Here is a 15,070-nt window from a genome sequence, read left to right on the forward strand (position 1 = left end):
CCTGTGTCCGGGCCGGCATGCCGGGCGCAGGCGTTTTTTTATTGATGAGGGCGGGATTCGCCGCGGCGTTTTCGCAGCCGGCTGGTATCGATGACGCCGGCGGCCCGCGCGCGCAGCTGGCCGCAGCCGCCGTCCACGTCCTGGCCGGCCGAGTCGCGCACCTTGGTCAACACGCCGTTGTCGTGCAGATAGCGTTTGAACTGGGCGATGCGCTCGTCGCTGGGGCGCTGGTAATCGTCGCCCTCCACGCTGTTGTAGGGAATGATGTTGAGCACGCCGTATTTGCCCTTGAGCAGGCGCACGGCGGCATCCATCTCTTCCCGGCTGTCGTTGACGCCGGCCAGCAGCGTCCACTGGTATTGGATGGGATAGCCTGAACCGCGGGCATAGGCCTCGCCCAGCTCCACCAGCTCGGCCGGCTCGATGCGCGGCGCGCGCGGCAGCAGCCGTTCGCGCAAATCGGCGCGGGTGGTGTGCAGCGACAGCGCCAAGGCCGGCTTCACCTGCAGCTGGGGCAGGCGTTCGAACACGCGCGGATCGCCCACGGTGGAGAACACCAGGTTCTTGTGGCCGATATTGCCGTCGGTGCCCAGCCATTGGATGGCTTCCAGCACGTTTTCCATATTGTGGGCCGGCTCGCCCATGCCCATGAACACCACTTTTTTCACCGGACGGATGCGCCGCGCCAACGCCACCTGCGCGGCGATCTCCGCGCTGCCCAGCTGGCGGAGCAGGCCGCTTTTTCCGGTCATGCAGAAGGTGCAGCCCACCGCGCAACCCACCTGGCTGGACACGCATAGCCCGTCGCGCGGCAGCAGTACGCTTTCCACCATCTGGCCATCGTTCAGTTCTACCAGCAGCCGCAGCGAGCCATCGTCCGCCGAGTGTCGCGAATGGATGCGGGCCAATGCTTCCACCTGGGCGGCGATGGGCGGCAGACCGTTGCGCACGGACAACGGGAAGTAGTCTTCGCTCTTTTGGCGGAGGGTGCCGGCGTCCAGCGGCTGCCCCTTGAGCCAGGCGCGGTTGATGCGGCCGATATGGCAGGGGCGGGCGCCGATGCCGGCGAGGGCTTGATGGAATTCCTGAATACGCATGCGCTGCTTCTGAATACGGTTGCTGCCCGCGCGCGGCGGCGCGCGTTTCGGCACAAGGCGCGTAGCGTAGCGCAAGTCGGCTCGGAACGGTGGGGATTTTGCCGGCGGGATGCGGGCCGCGTTTGGAGAATGGGAATGGATAACGCCAGAGCGCCGCATCCTGTGATGGATGCGGCGCTCTGGTTTCAGGTTTCAACGGCTAGTTCAGCTTTCGCGCGGAGGGCGCAGCTGTACGAAGATCGCCGGGTCGCCAGCCTCCTTGGTGACGAAAACGGCGGGGATGTGGAACGGCTTGCCTGTGGCGACGTTGGTGCCGCTGATGGTGGCGGTCATGCCAGGATGCAGCGGATTCACGCGTTCGCCGCCGGCCACGCTGACCGACCACGAGCCTCCCGGCAACAGGCCGGCGAAGGTGGCGATGCCCTTGCCGCCCTCAATCAGCGGGATTATCAGCGGCTCGGTCGGCGGCACGTAGGCATTCACAGCGACATCGGACAGGTGGATCTGGTAGGCGATGTCGGGGCTGGCGACCGCCGCGTCGGAGCCGGCGTCGGCTCCCGTCTGGTGCGCAGAATAGCCCAGATGGGTGGTGCGTCCGAACTGGGGTTGCGGGCCGGCCTTCAGGCACGTCATCCACGGCGTGGTGAATTCCTTGCCGGAAGCGTCTTTGCACACGGCGTAATACTTGTTGCCCGCGTGAGGGCCGCCGTTTTCGGCTTCTCCGGAAGTCAGGTCGAGATTGTAGAAAATGTTGGTCGTCAGCGTGCCTACCGAGTAGGTGCCGGCTCCGCCGGTGAACACCGGAGGCACGATGATGGGCGCATCCGGAATGTAGGGGTAGACGCGGACTTGGGTGACGGGTGTCGGGAAGGGGGCCACGGTTATCTCCTGGATATCTGCGGTTGACGTGAAAATTTCGTTGATTCAAATCGCTGCGTTGAGCCTATGGCGGGAAGCGACGGCGTGTCCGGGCAGAAATGATTGCCAGCCAGGGCTGCAAGGCCTGCGTATGGAGGCTGCCCTTCGGAGCCAAGCCGGTTTCCCGCGCCGACGGCCAATCAACAATAGATCAGGATGCCCAGGGCGACCCTGCCCTAAAAGATGATTGCGCCATTCTTGCGGTTACTACTGAGTTCATTCGCCATGATCTGGCAGGCGCTGGCGCCTTGCCCTGGCGGCGCCCAGTCCGGGATGCCGTCGAGGCAAGGCGAGGCCTAGACGATGTATTCAAAGCTGGGACCGGCGCGCCCGCCGCGGCCATTGGGTAGGTTCAGCAGCGCCTGGGCCTGGTACTTCAGCTGGTACATGATGGGGATGGCTTCGGCCAGGCTGGCCGGCTGGCCGTTGCAGGCGACGTGCAGCTGGTCGAGCAGACTGGTGTAGATGCGATTGAACTCCCGGGTTTGCTTCCATACCGGCGAGCCTTCCGGATAATCGGCCATCTTGGGGTTGGGCGCCATGTCCGCCGCCGCTTGCCAGTCCACCTCGACTGCCGGCCCGGTGGGCGGGTATTTGGCGTTGTCGTCGGGCCGGTAGCGCCGACCGTGCTTGACCTCGTTGAAGCGGAAGTAGTGGGCGTATTCCACGTCCTGGCCGAACAGGATGCTGTCGGTGTCGATGATGGTGCCGTCAACGCCCTCTCCCTGGCCGACGATTTCCTCTATGCCCAGCAAGGCGTCCTGCAGCCCATGCACCGGCAGCAGCTTGCCGCCGCCGCCATAGTAATGTTCGGGCAGCACCTGGCGGGTGGGATCGCCGGTGAAAATGCCGGGGCCGCCGTGCAGCCGGTTGTGCGCGTCCAGCTCCACCAGCGCGATCCGGATCGCGTGGTAGAACTGGCCGATGGTGGCGTAGTGGTTGGCTTCCGGAGGCGCGCACTTTCCGGCGGGCATTTCTATCTTCAGGAAGGTGTCGATGGCGTCGGGCGAGAATTTCTGCAGCGACACCAGGAAGGCGTCGTCGCTGTGGGGCAGGGGCGTCGGATATTTCGGGATGAAATCCGGCTTGTTGATGGCGGGGCTGCCGCCCACCGCGTTCAGGATGTTGCACGCCTGGATCATGTGCAGCATCTCTTCCATCGCCACGCCCTGGATGGCCTGGTAGGCGAACTGGTTTTTGCGCTCGTCCAGCGTGTACAGCGTGGTCAGGTAGACGGGGATGGTGGAGTGCTCCAGCTCGATGGCGGTTTGCAGATGCTCGCGCAGCTGCTCGATGGTTTTGATCGTGCCGCCGATGCGGAAGCCTTCCGGAGCGGGCGCAAGCAGCAGCGCTTGCAGCGCCGGCTCCAGCGGCCGGATCAGACGCTGGCGGAGGCGGCCGCGGGAGGTTTGCGTCGCGTAGTTGTTATTCATGGCTTCCTCCTTGGCAGGCCGTCGCGTCCAGCTGCCTGATGATGTTCTCCGCGGCCATGAAGGCGAGCGCGGTCAGGGTAAGGGTGGGGTTGGAGGTGCCGAGAGTGGGCATGTTGCCGCAGCCGACCAGGTATAGATTGTCGTGGTCCCAGGTTTGCTGTGTCGGCTTCACCACCGAGGTGGCCGCGTCGCTGCCCATGCGGTGGGTGCCGACGATGTGGCCGGCGCCCCAGAACTCATACCACACGCCTTCCCATTGCACCGAATCCGGCTGGTCGGACTGGTATTGAGTGAAGTCCTGGATTTGCGCCTGGGCGAAGATCTGGTCGGATGCCTGCTTGGCGGCGGCGAAGGCTTTGCGCTCGTAGTCGGAGACGCTGTAGTGAATGACTGGCCTGGGGTTGCCAAGCTTGTCCTTGAAGCGAGCGTCTATCGTGATCCGGTTGTCCGGCGACGGCAGCTGCTCGCACTCGAAGTGCAGCAGCGCCTGGCGCGGCACGCGGTCGGCCAGATAGGCGCGCAGCTCCTTGCCGAACAGGCCGGCCTGCAGTCCGTTGCCGACATCGCTGCCCGGCGCGTTGGTCGGCCATGACCAGCCCCAGTTGTCCACCGGTGAGATCCAGGCCGCGAAATCGCTGCGGAAGGCGCCGTCGCGGAAGGTGGGGATGTAGGTGGTACAGCCCGGTCCGCGGTAGGGGTAGACCTTCTCGTGCTTGAACAGGCCCCAGGTCAGCATCACCAGGTGGTCCATCAGGTTGCGGCCCACCTGATCGCTGGAGTTGGCGACGCCGGACATCAGCAGCAGCTTGGCGTTCTCCAGCGCGTTGGCGGCCAGCACGTACAGCGTGCCATGCGCGGTATGCGTGGCGTAGTCGCCTACGTCCGGGTGGCGATAATGCTTGTACTCGATGCCGGTCACCTGTTTGGTGGCGGGGTCGACCAATACTTTGGACGCCACAGCCTGGGTGATGACGACAAGCCGGTTCATGTCGGCCTGCTTCAGGGTTTTCAGGGCGTTGTACTTGGCCTGGACCGGACAGAGCGGCACGCAGCTGGCGTTGCCCTCGCAGCGTTCGCCGGTGTAAGGCGACCATGTCGAGCCGACAACCTGGTACACGCCGCGGGTTTTCTCGATGACGAAGCGCTGCGTCGCCGGCGACCACTGGATGTCCCCCTGGCCGTATGCAGGATTGGGGTTGGAATTGCGGCCCTGCGGCATGCTGACGAAGCTCACCTGGTAATCCACCCCGTCGACGCTGACTTTCGCGCCTGCGGCATTCCGTATCCACGCCAGGTCCTGGTACGACTGCGGGATCGCATGCATCGGGAACACATAGCGCTCGCCGTAATTGGAGCGGTTCATGTCCGGGCCCACCTGGGCAGCTACATCGCCGGACACGCCTATCTCCAGCTCGGCCAGTTCGTAATAGGGCTTGAGGTCGTCGTAGCTGATCGGCCAGTCCACCGCGCGGCCATACAGGGTGCGCATGCGGAAATCGTTGGGCAGCATGCGCGGCACGTTGCCCAGCCAGTGCAGCGTGGTGCCGCCGGGGGTGCGCAGACAGTCGCTGCCGAAGGCCTGCGGCCCCATTTGCACCAGATAACCGGGCTGTTCCGCCGGGATGTCCAGTGTGATGTCCAGCACATTGGGCGCCGGCGCGTCCTCCAGTGCGGGATAAGGGCCGTTGGTGGCCGGGGCGGCTTTGTAATGGAAGGTGTCCAGATAGGACTGGTAGTTGGCGAAGGCGGCTTCGGCATCCAGCTCCAGTCCGGCTTTCAGCCCGGCCTCCAGCATCAGCACCCGCTTGCCTGCCCGGGTGAGATTCTTGGCCAGCACGGCTCCGGCAATGCCCGTGCCGACGATGACTACGTCGTATTGTTGGTCGCGCATGGTGTGCTCGCTTGGCAGTAATTGAAAGAGAGGTCAGCCGGCGCCGAGCGGTTTTTCCGCCCAGGAGCCGAAGCCGGGTTGCTTGGCGCCGGGCGGATGGGTTTGCGCCGCGTTCCACACCAGGCCCTGGACATAGGCCTCGGGACTGACGTTGTGCTGCATGGGCAGGCTGAGTTTCTGATTGGCCGGCACCCATTGGCCGAAGTACCAGAGATTGATGATGTTCTGCGCCAGGCAGCCGAACTTATCTGCGGGGAACAGTTGCGAAGCCATCATCTGGTGGATCTCGTCTTCATTGCCGCGGCCATCCTTCAGGATTTGCCTGCCGCAGTTGAGGAAGCCATCCAGCGTCGAGGGGGCGCTCTGGTACTGGACCGTGTCCCAATAGACGCCGGACATGCCGGTGGCTTCCAGTTCCGTTACGCTGAAGCCGGTCAGATGAGATGAAATATCCAAAAACAAAAGCAGGGGCTCGTTCATTGGCTTTTCCCTCCAGATGCGTGAATGACGGCGTGTTTGAGCCGGAAATGCCAGGCGCGATCCCAGCCAGGCATGGCGCGGACTATTGCTGATTTTTACGGATTGCTGCGGCGGGCGCGGTGCGGGGTGGATGTATTCAAGAGAGGAGATGCCGCCATGCGGCAATATTGAATATGCGATTCATTTGCATTTGTCCCCCTCTTGTTTTTTATGAATGGCAAGAATTTCCGGGTATTCGCTTTTCACAATATATTGGTTATAAATTTCGCCGCAATGGAAATTCAATTAGTACTTATACGCAGCAGTTAAGCCGCGAAAAACCAGAAGGGAGGTCTGCAAGGGGGGCGACAGGCGCCGCCATGCGTAGCCGATTAGATTGGATTGACTTTAGATTCTGTTCAAAGTCTTTTTGCGGCAGCGGCCATTTTTTGCCGCGTTGCCGGGCTTGGAATAAGCCGGATCGATGACCGCTTCGAGCTGCGTCCAAGGCATGACCTGATCCATCTCGGCCAGGAAAATTTCGCGGCGGGTGCGTTTCTTCTTGCGGCGAGTTCGAGATCGGAGACGGTCATCTGCTGTCGGATGGCGGTGTCCCGGGGCTGGCTGAGATGGGGGCAGTTTACGGCAAGGCCGGGGGCTTGTTCAGACCTACTCTAGGGATGATCAATACCTACGCCTTGCATCTGGACAGCAACGATCTGATTTCGCATGTTTTTGCATGCATGTTCTGATCCAGCCTCATGAGCCGCCTCTGGCGCAGGAGCGGCGCCATCCTGCAGCGGCCTTGGAGGGACATCGCGCGCGGAACCTACTGGCTAGGGGTGTAGAACCTCGGCCTCCAGCCGCTTCAGGTTTTGTTCGTTGGCGGGAATGACGATGGAGGCTAAGCCCTCGGCCTGGCCGGCGTCTTCAAATAGTTGAGACCAGATCACCCGGGTGGAGCCCAGCCGGGTTTCCAGCGCAATCGTCAGGCGGAACGCGGGGCTGGAGACATGCTCCACAACTACTTTCTCCGGTTCGGCCACCTCGGCGAACACGCTTTCATTGGGATAGTTTTTGCCATCCGGACCATGCATGGTGAACGACCAGCGCCCGCCAGTCTGGAACTCGCATACATCGAAGGTGTTGCTGAAGCCGGCGGGGCCCCACCAGCGCGCCAGCCGCTCCGGCGAGCTGATCGCGGCGAAAATTTGCTCCCGGCTGGCGGGGATGTCGCGAGAGGCGGTGAACGTGGTCATCGTTTGCTCCATCTTTTGGTGGAAGTCAGTGAGAGACATCTACTGCTCGGCTTCATCCTATTCTAGCAGCATGCGGGCGATGCCGTTTTCTGCTTGATTGGATGGAAGAGAAAGGGCGCATCCCGCGAGGCGCGAAATACTGCTAACCAGTACAAGCTTGATGCGCCAAGCCATTTATTTGGAATGGCGGCTCTGGCGGTATCGTCGCTTTTTATCTCATCCCGATGAGTGTTGAGCTGGAGCCTGTCGATTCAGCAGGCATTCACGCATTTAAGCCCTGATCGTTATTCAAAGCGAGCGGCAGATTTTTCGGCTTATCCGGCAGGGTGGCGCGCTCAGTTTCGATAATTTCGTCAAGAGCAGATCATGGACCAAGAGATCAAGGCGGTATACCTGAAGGCAAGCCCGAAAAGCGATATCGATCAATTGTGCGATTCAGAATTCAATACGGTTATTGCCACCTTCGTCAGCTTTGCCAATGGCCAAGCCTGCGTCGACGGTCCGATGGCGGATTGGCAGCCTGGCGACTGGATCGATCGTCTGCACCGCAGCAACAAGAAAGTATTGTTCTCGATAGGCGGCGGAGCGGTGCTGCCGGAGACGCTGGAATTCCTGTTCCTATCCCCTGAGTCCACCGAGATCAGCCAGGCAGGTTATGCCCCGTTTCTGGCCGCGATTTGGCAGATTTTGCGGGGTGGGCCGATAACCGTGCATTCACTGTCGGGCGCTCCGTATCCAACCGATTATGGCCAGGGTTTCCATGGCATTGATCTTGATCTTGAAAACTTCGCTTCTTATAGCGGCGGCGTGCAAAGCGATTTTTGGGCCTGCCGCCTGGCCAACCTTAATCTGGCGCTGCGCCGGGATCTTCCATCGGGAGCGCTGTTGACGCATGCGCCGCAAACCCCCTATCTGCTGATCGGCGACTGGGGCGTTGGCGAGGTGAGCGCCAACCCCAACGGCTTGTACAGCAAGATGATGCAGCTTTCCGGCGAGGCGGTGAGTTGGTTGAATGTGCAGATATACAACCAGAGCGATTTCGCATCGCAGCAGGCGGTGGAAAACACCTTAGCCGTTTTGCTAAACGACTGGCCAATGGTGGCGGGCGCCAGCACCAGCGCTCGTCAGGTTGCGGTTACCGTTGCGATGGCGCCGCCGCCGGTTGAGTGCAGTTCCGGCTATGTCAGTCCCGCTCAGCTGAGGGATGCCTTGTCGGCGCTAAATGTCGCGCCGGGCGGGTTGAATGGCTGGTCGTATAGTTCGAACAATGCGGTTGCGCCTTCCTGGGACCAAGTATTCACGCAAATACTGAACGCCAAGCAAACGTCAGGCCGGCCGTAACGGCCGAGTCGAGACGGGATGCGCCTTAAGCGGTGCTTACCGGAGCGCGCCGCTCCGCCATGCTCTCAGTCCGCTCCGCCAGCGTTGCTGGTGACAGGCATCTTGCCTGGTTTGGCAATCAATGCCGCGCCTGAGAACTGACGCGGCATTCCTGCCAGTCTTGCCGAGCGGGGGGAAGAGAGGTGTCCGCGATTCGTCACTGGCCGAGCCATGCGATGTCTCGTTCCCAAGGTTTGCGTCGTGCCTGCGGGACTCAGGCCGTTTGCGGGCGAGCGCGCAGTTTGCCGGCCAGCTTTAGGCCGTCGCGGAAGTTTTTCCCCATCATCGTCAGCTGCGCCAGCCCCACGGCCAGCTCCAGGGCCTGAACCGCGTAGAACGCTGAGTCGAACACGCCGGCTTGCGCGCGCAGGTTTAGAAACAGCGCGCAGGGGATCATGATCAACAGACCGTTGATGGCGATGAGCGGCATCCGCTTCTTTTTGTTCTCCACCAGTTTACCTTTGCGACCCTTGGCCAGCATGGCTCCGCTGGCGCCCGTCAACGCCATGGCTGTTACCAATACCGGCACACCGATGCAGGCGATAGCATGTTTGACGGCGGCGATGTCTCCATGGCCTAGGAACAGCTCGGAGACGACGGTGGCGCTCCAGAAGACGGCAATGGCCAAGGCGGCGACCGTGGCGGCGACGGCGTGAAGAAGAGATTTGTTCATGCTTGAATCCTTGCTGCGAATGAAACGAAACGCGGTGCCGCCGCGCGCGCAGCAGACAATGAGCGCGACATCGGCTAACATGGTTCATGTTTTCACATTGACACCATGATGTCAAAAAGACATTTTGTTGTCCGCTTGCAAGGTGGGGTAAATGCAACAGCAAAACGAAAGAACGGCCGCGGGCGAGGCGTTGTCGGATGTGGTGCTGGACTTATTCAGGGTAAACAACGGCTTGCTGACGCAAGGGGATAGATTGGTGGCGCCGCTGGGCCTCACCAGCGCCCGCTGGCAGGTGCTGGGCACGATAGTGGCGGCTGAGCGCCCGCAGCCGGTGGCATGGCTGGCGCGCGACATGGGCGGCAATCGCCAGAACGTTCAGCGCATCGTCAACGATCTAGCCAAGGAAGGCTGGGTGGCATTCGCCGACAACCCCCACCATCGCCGCGCCTCGCTGATTGTGCTGACCGATCTGGGCCGGGAGGCCTACAACGCCGCGATGAAGCTGCAAGCGCCGTGGATCAACCGGCTGGCGGAGGGCATGGGCCTGGAAGAAATCGCCGTGCTGCGGCAGGTGCTGTCCATGCTGCAGGCGCGGCTGGCGGAGGATGCGGGTTGAGCCGTTCGTTCCGTCAGCTTTTGCCGATTCCGCGCCATAGACGCAGGGCGTGACTGAGAGGCAGAGATGAATATCCATAGGACGGGCTTGGCAAGATGCGGATAACAAAGATAAGTGAAGGGAAAAGGTTTTTGATCGTGGCAGCGCTTTATTGGGTGATTGCCATAGTTTGGTGTTGGCGCGCAACGGATGGAGAGTGGCTGTATTTCATCATTTTCTTGCAGATGGCCGCGATGTATTTCTTGCCGGCCATGGGCGTGCTGTGGATGGCGCTTTCAGCAGTTTTCCGGCTGCTTGCCTATGATGGGCGTAATTAAAGGAGATCGTACAATAGCGCATACCAAAGAGTATGTGGCAAGCTTGTGGTACTAGCTGAAGCTTTATCGAGCACCATGCGCAAAGGAGGAAAAATGCTGTTATCCGCAATTTCAAAGCAAGAAACGATAGCAACTAGGCCCATTTTTGAACGTGGGGCCACACCCAGTTTCCCCCAGCTACTGGATGCTGCAAAACCTAAAAGTAATTTTCCCGCGGCTGCGGCGCCACCCGAGCATCTCAACTTGAAAAGCATTACGACGGGAGAGGCTTATGATGTGTTGTCGGGCTTAGCCAATACGGGAAAGTTGAGTTCGGAAGAGTTCCAGAGCATGGTGCCTGCGGTTTATCTCCGCTTACTTAACGAACAGCAAGACGCGCCGCAAGCGGAGCGGTTTGATTTGCTAGCCGGTACGCAAAGCCTGATAGACAGCAGCAAGGCGTTTGGAACCCTGGCCCAAGTGCGCGCCGAAAGTCGCGGTCTAGAAGTGTTGAAGGCTTACCAGGCCAATAGCTGATGCTTGTGCTGGCGCGCCGCATAAAATGAAAACACCGCTTCGTAACGCTGAAGCGGTGTTTTTGTTGCGGAGCGCACTTAGCTGGCAAATTTGTCTACTCGCTCCGACAAACGCAGCTGGCAGGCTGTGGCCAGCTTGAGCAGCTCCGCGCTGGTGGCCGGCATCTTGCCGGGCGGGGCGATGAGCTCCGCCATGCCGCTGAGCGTGGAGACGCTGCAGTTCAAGCCGATCAGTCTGCCGTGCGGCCAGCGTTGTTTGTTGTTGGGCGCGTAGTCCAGCGCCACCACCCAGCGCGAATGCTGCCAGCGGCCGGGCTCGCTCAGCACCGCCTCCATCACCGCGCGGCTGACTTGCTGCGCCGCCTCCGCGGCGAGTGCCAGCGCCAGGTGCAGGGTTTCCACCGTATTGGCCGCTCCGGCCTCATGCAGCAAGGCCGGGCGGATTTCTTCCAGCCACCAGCGCCTCAGCCGCCGCGCGCCGGGCTTCTTGATGCGGCGGAACACCTCGTCCAGCTCGCCTTCGGACAGGCACAACACCGGTTCCGCCTCGTCCGCCAGCCGCAAGGGCCGCCCCAGCGGCTCGCCTAGCGCCTTCAGCAAATCCTTGACCTCCAGCTTCATGGACGCGGCCACCTCCGCGGCCACCAGCCAAAAACCCTCCGGCTGCCGCACCACCCGCATGGCCAAACCCTTGGCGAAATCCAACCGCAGCGGCGCATTCACCTGCTGATCGATAGCCGCGCTCATGGCCGATCCTCCCCAAGCAAACGCGCAAACCACGCTGCCAAAAACGCAAGGCGATATGCGGCACGCAGGCGCAACGATGCACGCGACGCACGGCGGGGAGGGCGAATTAGGGGAGGGGAGAGAGAAACGATAAGACGAGCATCCATAGCGATGTCTCCAAACGGCTTTGCCCGACCAAGCATTGCGAGCGCAAGGGCGCGTGTGGGATGCAATGCATGGCGTGTTGAACAACCACGGCTTTCGGGCGTGGGCCACCGCTAACGGAAGTGTGTTGAGCACTGTTGAATTAGGCTAATTAAAAAATTGTAGATAGTCAAATTTTTATTTTGTTAAGCCTATCTATACAAGTACTTAATTAGGTGTGGCACCAATTCTATTTTTGGCATTCGGTGCAGATATGTTAGAAAAATGATTAATAAATGCCATTGACATATTTCCATTGATGCTGTATTTTAACTTGCCACACACAAGTTATGGTTTGTGGGGAAATTAAATTTACTCTGGAGATTGTATGGATAAGAATTTTATTGATTCATTGTCTTTTTCCGATAAGGGCGAAGTATTAAGTGATATGAAGCCATTAGAATTGACAGAGCAAGAGTTGGATGTGGTAGCGGGCGGTGCCGCAGCTCCGAGGAATAATGGTATTTGTGGCATTAAGTGTGCAAGAGCTCCTATAGAGTAAGGTTGGATAGGGTGGTAACTATAGTTGCCACCCTTTTATATTTGATATTGTTATTAAATGAATATGAAAGAAGTTAGCCATGCGGGATAGGATGTTTCTGAAAGCGATATCAAGCGATCTCCTAGAGTTAAGATTAATGGTTACAGAACAATGTAATTTCAGATGTACGTATTGCTATGAAGATTTTTTATATGGAAAAATGGAGCGTAAAGTAGTTGATGGTATTAAAAGGTTAATGAGGACACGGTGCGAGGCCGGGCTAAAGGTGTTAAATTTGCACTGGTTCGGTGGGGAGCCACTGTTGGCCGTTGATATTATCGAGGAGCTATCATGTTTTGCTTTTGAGATGCAAGAAGCTTATGGGGTAAAGCTTGGGGGGGGGACTATTTCAACAAATGGTTTTGGGTTAAATAAAAGAGTTTTGAGTAAGTTGGTAAATCTTGGCGTGAAGGAATATCAAATTACTCTAGATGGCAGTAGAAATGCACATGATTTGACAAGAAGGAAAATTAGTGGAAAAGGAACGTTTGATAGGATAGTCAAAAACCTTGTTGATGCTAAAAGTTTAGATGTTGATTTTGATATTGTTCTAAGATTGCATATTCATGATGGGAATTATGATGATGTGAAAGAAGGTTTGTTGCCATTTTTAATGGAAAGCTTTCTGAATGATAAAAGATTTTCGGTTCACCCTATAGCGATTGGGGATTTTGGTGGCGCTTTCAGTGAGTCTGGTCTTGCTTTGGCAGAAAAGGTAAGGTCGGATGAGGTTGTGAAGGCTGTGAAAATGGCTTGGAATCAAAAGGAAGATGAGAGGGATAATTCTGCAACTGTCTGTTATGCAGCTACATTAAATTCATTTTTGATAAGGTCAAATGGTGAAATTGGCAAGTGCACAACTGCGTTGAACGATGTGAGGAATAGAATAGGTTTTATAAAGGAGGATGGTAGCTTAGAGCTGGATATGGAGAAGTCCAAATTATGGATGCATGGATTCTCTGATATGAATGTTGATAAATTGGCATGCCCTTTATATGGGTTACCAAAATATGATAATTTTATACCTATTTTTGATGCAGGTTTGTAAGGTTGAAAGAAAATGAATAATTGTGGCGCACAATCTAAAGAGTATCTGGATTTAATTAGGCAGTGTATATTAATCGGGTATCCAGCTATTTCATGTGGGGATGTTGCTGCATGCAGTTGGTTTGATTTTGGATATGCAGAAGCCATTGAGCTAACAAAAAAAGTAAATACGAAAGATGAGTTGTTTTTTCCTTCGATTTATTATGTCGTTGGGTTTAAAGATTCGCATTTAAATTTGATACTGCACGATCAGAGTGATTTTTTTTTCTGGCAAGGATGGAGAGCGAAATTAGTAAATGGAGATATGGTCGTCAATGAGATATCTGATGAATGGCCTGTCAGATTGCCTCCACTAGGTGCTTGTTGTGTTAGTTGTGATGGAGTAAAGCCTCTTCAGTATATCAGTAACGGGGTTGCTCGTTTCGTTGACGTACGAGACCATCTGGATAGCTGGGTAGAAAAGATGATTGATTTTGCAAGCTTCAGAAAAGGTTCTCTTAATAAGTTTTGCCCACTTCCATCTGTGTGTAATTTCAGGCTTTCTGATGGTAGTATTGAAAAATATACAATGCTTTCTAAAAAAATTTATGAGGAGGGAAATAATAAATCCACGGATATTATTTTCAGGCCTGAGTTGAATGAGATTAATAAAGGTGTATATTGGCTGAATATACCTGACTTTATGCCCGGATGCGAGGGAGATGCGGAGTGGGGAGTTTTTTTGGATCAGGCGAAGGGGTTGGAGTCTGTTGATGTTTTGGTATTAGATACGCGTGGGAATCAAGGTGGTAGCAGCTTTTATGGGGTTGAATTGCTTGAGGCTATTTATGGTAAGGATTATATTGAGTGGCTTGCAAATAGTGATTGTAAAAAATCATATGCGGCATGGAAGATTAGTCCACTCATTTTTAAATATATTGAGCAGGTTAGCTGCTGTATAGAGTCTGCTGAGAATTGTCCGAAGGAATTTAGAGAGTGGATTAATAAATTGAAGGAAAATTTCACTTGGGCGTGGAATTCCGGGTTGGAGTGGCTTGTAGAATGGGGGAGGGAGAGAGAGAAATTAATCTCAAATCCGAAAATGTTACCCAAGGTGATATTAATTACAAGGTCTGATTGTCGTAGCGCGTGCCTTGACTTTGTTGACATTGTTCTTCAATTGCCTGGTGTGATTCATGTGGGACAAGCGACTGGTGCGGATACAGTTTATACTGAGCAAGTAATTGTTAACATTGAAAATGTTGCGGAGTTATGTATTCCAATAAAAATGTGGCGTAATAGGCCTAGAGAAAGTAATCAAGCTTATATTCCACATGTAAAATATGAGGGGGATATAAATAATACTGCTGTGCTGCGGGATTGGATCCTTAGTGATGTGATATAAAAAGTATTCGGTTAATTACTTCTATTCCACAGTAAATTTTGGATTTCACAAGTTCAGCCCAGTCTGCCATTTTTGATTAGAGGTTCGGTGGAATATCCAGATGAAGTCGGTGCTTTCGTCAGATGTGAAAGATGCCAAGTTCGATAGGGCGGTCTCCACGGAGAAGTATTCCGCCGTGATGTTAAAATATAGCGATATCCAGAATCTGAGGTGTAGCAAGACGTAGTCTTCAGATAGCGTTTAATTGCATATCGGCAACGCTGGGTAGTGAGGTGAGGAAACCTTTGCACGCCGCTGCCACGGGTTTGGGCGTTTCCACCATGGGGACGTGGCCAATGCCAGGCATGACGATCTTTTTGCTGTTAGCCAGCCGTTGATGCAGAAACTCCGCGTTGGCTACATGTTCGACTTTGTCTTCGGCTCCCCAGATGATCAACGATGGGACATGGACTTTTGCCAGGTTGGCTGTTTGATTGATGTCGCGCGCGATTTCTTCGACGATCTTCCGGTTGATGGCTTGGCGCTGCATGGCAGCCCTTGCCAGCGCGGAAAGCATGAAGCTCGGAATATAAGGGGGATTCGCCATGCCGATGCGCATCATGTGCGGTAG

The 15,070-nt window shown here is 56.5% G+C and carries 16 protein-coding genes; 7 read left to right on the forward strand and 9 right to left on the reverse strand.

Going from position 1 to position 15,070, the window contains the following annotated elements:
- Positions 1 to 38: 38 nt before the first annotated feature.
- The 6 genes from VL52_RS04155 to VL52_RS04180 form a co-directional block, all read right to left on the reverse strand.
- Entirely contained in the window at positions 39 to 1,097 is a 1,059-nt protein-coding gene (locus tag VL52_RS04155) for an RNA methyltransferase (protein WP_046155869.1), read from the reverse strand.
- A gap of 204 nt (positions 1,098 to 1,301) precedes the next feature.
- Positions 1,302 to 1,976, reverse strand: coding sequence for a hypothetical protein (locus VL52_RS04160; protein ID WP_046155842.1), 675 nt, complete (start codon positions 1,974 to 1,976; stop codon positions 1,302 to 1,304).
- Positions 1,977 to 2,311: 335 nt separating this feature from the next.
- Positions 2,312 to 3,448, reverse strand: coding sequence for a ferritin-like domain-containing protein (locus tag VL52_RS04165; RefSeq protein WP_052729115.1), 1,137 nt, complete (start codon positions 3,446 to 3,448; stop codon positions 2,312 to 2,314).
- Positions 3,441 to 5,339, reverse strand: coding sequence for a GMC family oxidoreductase (locus tag VL52_RS04170; RefSeq protein WP_046155843.1), 1,899 nt, complete (start codon positions 5,337 to 5,339; stop codon positions 3,441 to 3,443). The genes VL52_RS04165 and VL52_RS04170 overlap by 8 nt, the downstream gene beginning before the upstream one ends.
- Before the next feature lie 33 nt (positions 5,340 to 5,372).
- The gene (locus tag VL52_RS23095) at positions 5,373 to 5,819 is read right to left on the reverse strand and encodes a hypothetical protein (RefSeq protein WP_052729117.1); all 447 of its coding nucleotides are present in this window, start codon (positions 5,817 to 5,819) and stop codon (positions 5,373 to 5,375) included.
- An 815-nt stretch (positions 5,820 to 6,634) separates the two neighbouring features.
- Entirely contained in the window at positions 6,635 to 7,057 is a 423-nt protein-coding gene (locus VL52_RS04180) for an SRPBCC domain-containing protein (protein ID WP_052717529.1), read from the reverse strand.
- A gap of 366 nt (positions 7,058 to 7,423) precedes the next feature.
- Between VL52_RS04180 and VL52_RS04185 the strand changes: the two genes are divergently transcribed.
- Complete coding sequence (locus VL52_RS04185) at positions 7,424 to 8,398, forward strand: glycosyl hydrolase family 18 protein (protein WP_046155845.1); 975 nt, start codon at positions 7,424 to 7,426, stop codon at positions 8,396 to 8,398.
- A gap of 253 nt (positions 8,399 to 8,651) precedes the next feature.
- Here the strand turns inward: VL52_RS04185 and VL52_RS04190 are convergent, their stop codons facing one another.
- On the reverse strand, positions 8,652 to 9,191 hold the full coding sequence (locus tag VL52_RS04190; RefSeq protein ID WP_235429201.1) for a hypothetical protein: 540 nt from the start codon (positions 9,189 to 9,191) through the stop codon (positions 8,652 to 8,654).
- A 70-nt stretch (positions 9,192 to 9,261) separates the two neighbouring features.
- Between VL52_RS04190 and VL52_RS04195 the strand changes: the two genes are divergently transcribed.
- From VL52_RS04195 to VL52_RS24375, 3 genes are all read left to right on the forward strand, one after another.
- Positions 9,262 to 9,726 (forward strand): MarR family winged helix-turn-helix transcriptional regulator, encoded by a 465-nt coding sequence (locus VL52_RS04195; RefSeq protein WP_046155846.1) that lies wholly within the window; start codon positions 9,262 to 9,264, stop codon positions 9,724 to 9,726.
- A gap of 131 nt (positions 9,727 to 9,857) precedes the next feature.
- On the forward strand, positions 9,858 to 10,043 hold the full coding sequence (locus VL52_RS04200; protein WP_144410147.1) for a hypothetical protein: 186 nt from the start codon (positions 9,858 to 9,860) through the stop codon (positions 10,041 to 10,043).
- Between the two features lie 93 nt (positions 10,044 to 10,136).
- On the forward strand, positions 10,137 to 10,559 hold the full coding sequence (locus tag VL52_RS24375; protein WP_144410148.1) for a hypothetical protein: 423 nt from the start codon (positions 10,137 to 10,139) through the stop codon (positions 10,557 to 10,559).
- A gap of 77 nt (positions 10,560 to 10,636) precedes the next feature.
- Here VL52_RS24375 and VL52_RS04210 read toward each other — a convergent pair whose 3' ends face one another.
- Positions 10,637 to 11,305 carry a BRO-N domain-containing protein gene (locus VL52_RS04210; protein WP_046155849.1) on the reverse strand — a complete coding sequence of 223 codons (669 nt, stop codon included), beginning with the start codon at positions 11,303 to 11,305 and terminating at the stop codon, positions 10,637 to 10,639.
- A 511-nt stretch (positions 11,306 to 11,816) separates the two neighbouring features.
- Between VL52_RS04210 and VL52_RS24955 the strand changes: the two genes are divergently transcribed.
- The 3 genes from VL52_RS24955 to VL52_RS23725 all read left to right on the forward strand — a co-directional run bounded on the left by VL52_RS24955 (position 11,817) and on the right by VL52_RS23725 (position 14,460).
- Positions 11,817 to 11,990, forward strand: a complete 174-nt coding sequence (locus VL52_RS24955; protein WP_160298909.1) for a hypothetical protein — start codon at positions 11,817 to 11,819, stop codon at positions 11,988 to 11,990.
- A 79-nt stretch (positions 11,991 to 12,069) separates the two neighbouring features.
- On the forward strand, positions 12,070 to 13,077 hold the full coding sequence (locus tag VL52_RS23720; RefSeq protein ID WP_082113613.1) for a radical SAM protein: 1,008 nt from the start codon (positions 12,070 to 12,072) through the stop codon (positions 13,075 to 13,077).
- A 12-nt stretch (positions 13,078 to 13,089) separates the two neighbouring features.
- A complete protein-coding gene (locus tag VL52_RS23725) occupies positions 13,090 to 14,460 on the forward strand; it encodes a S41 family peptidase (protein ID WP_082113614.1) in 1,371 nt (456 codons plus the stop codon).
- Between the two features lie 229 nt (positions 14,461 to 14,689).
- Here the strand turns inward: VL52_RS23725 and VL52_RS24960 are convergent.
- Positions 14,690 to 15,070: alpha/beta fold hydrolase (locus VL52_RS24960; protein ID WP_160298910.1), on the reverse strand; the 381-nt coding region annotated here is incomplete at its 5' end.

The sequence above is a fragment of the Chromobacterium vaccinii genome (assembly GCF_000971335.1).
Taxonomy (GTDB): domain Bacteria; phylum Pseudomonadota; class Gammaproteobacteria; order Burkholderiales; family Chromobacteriaceae; genus Chromobacterium; species Chromobacterium vaccinii.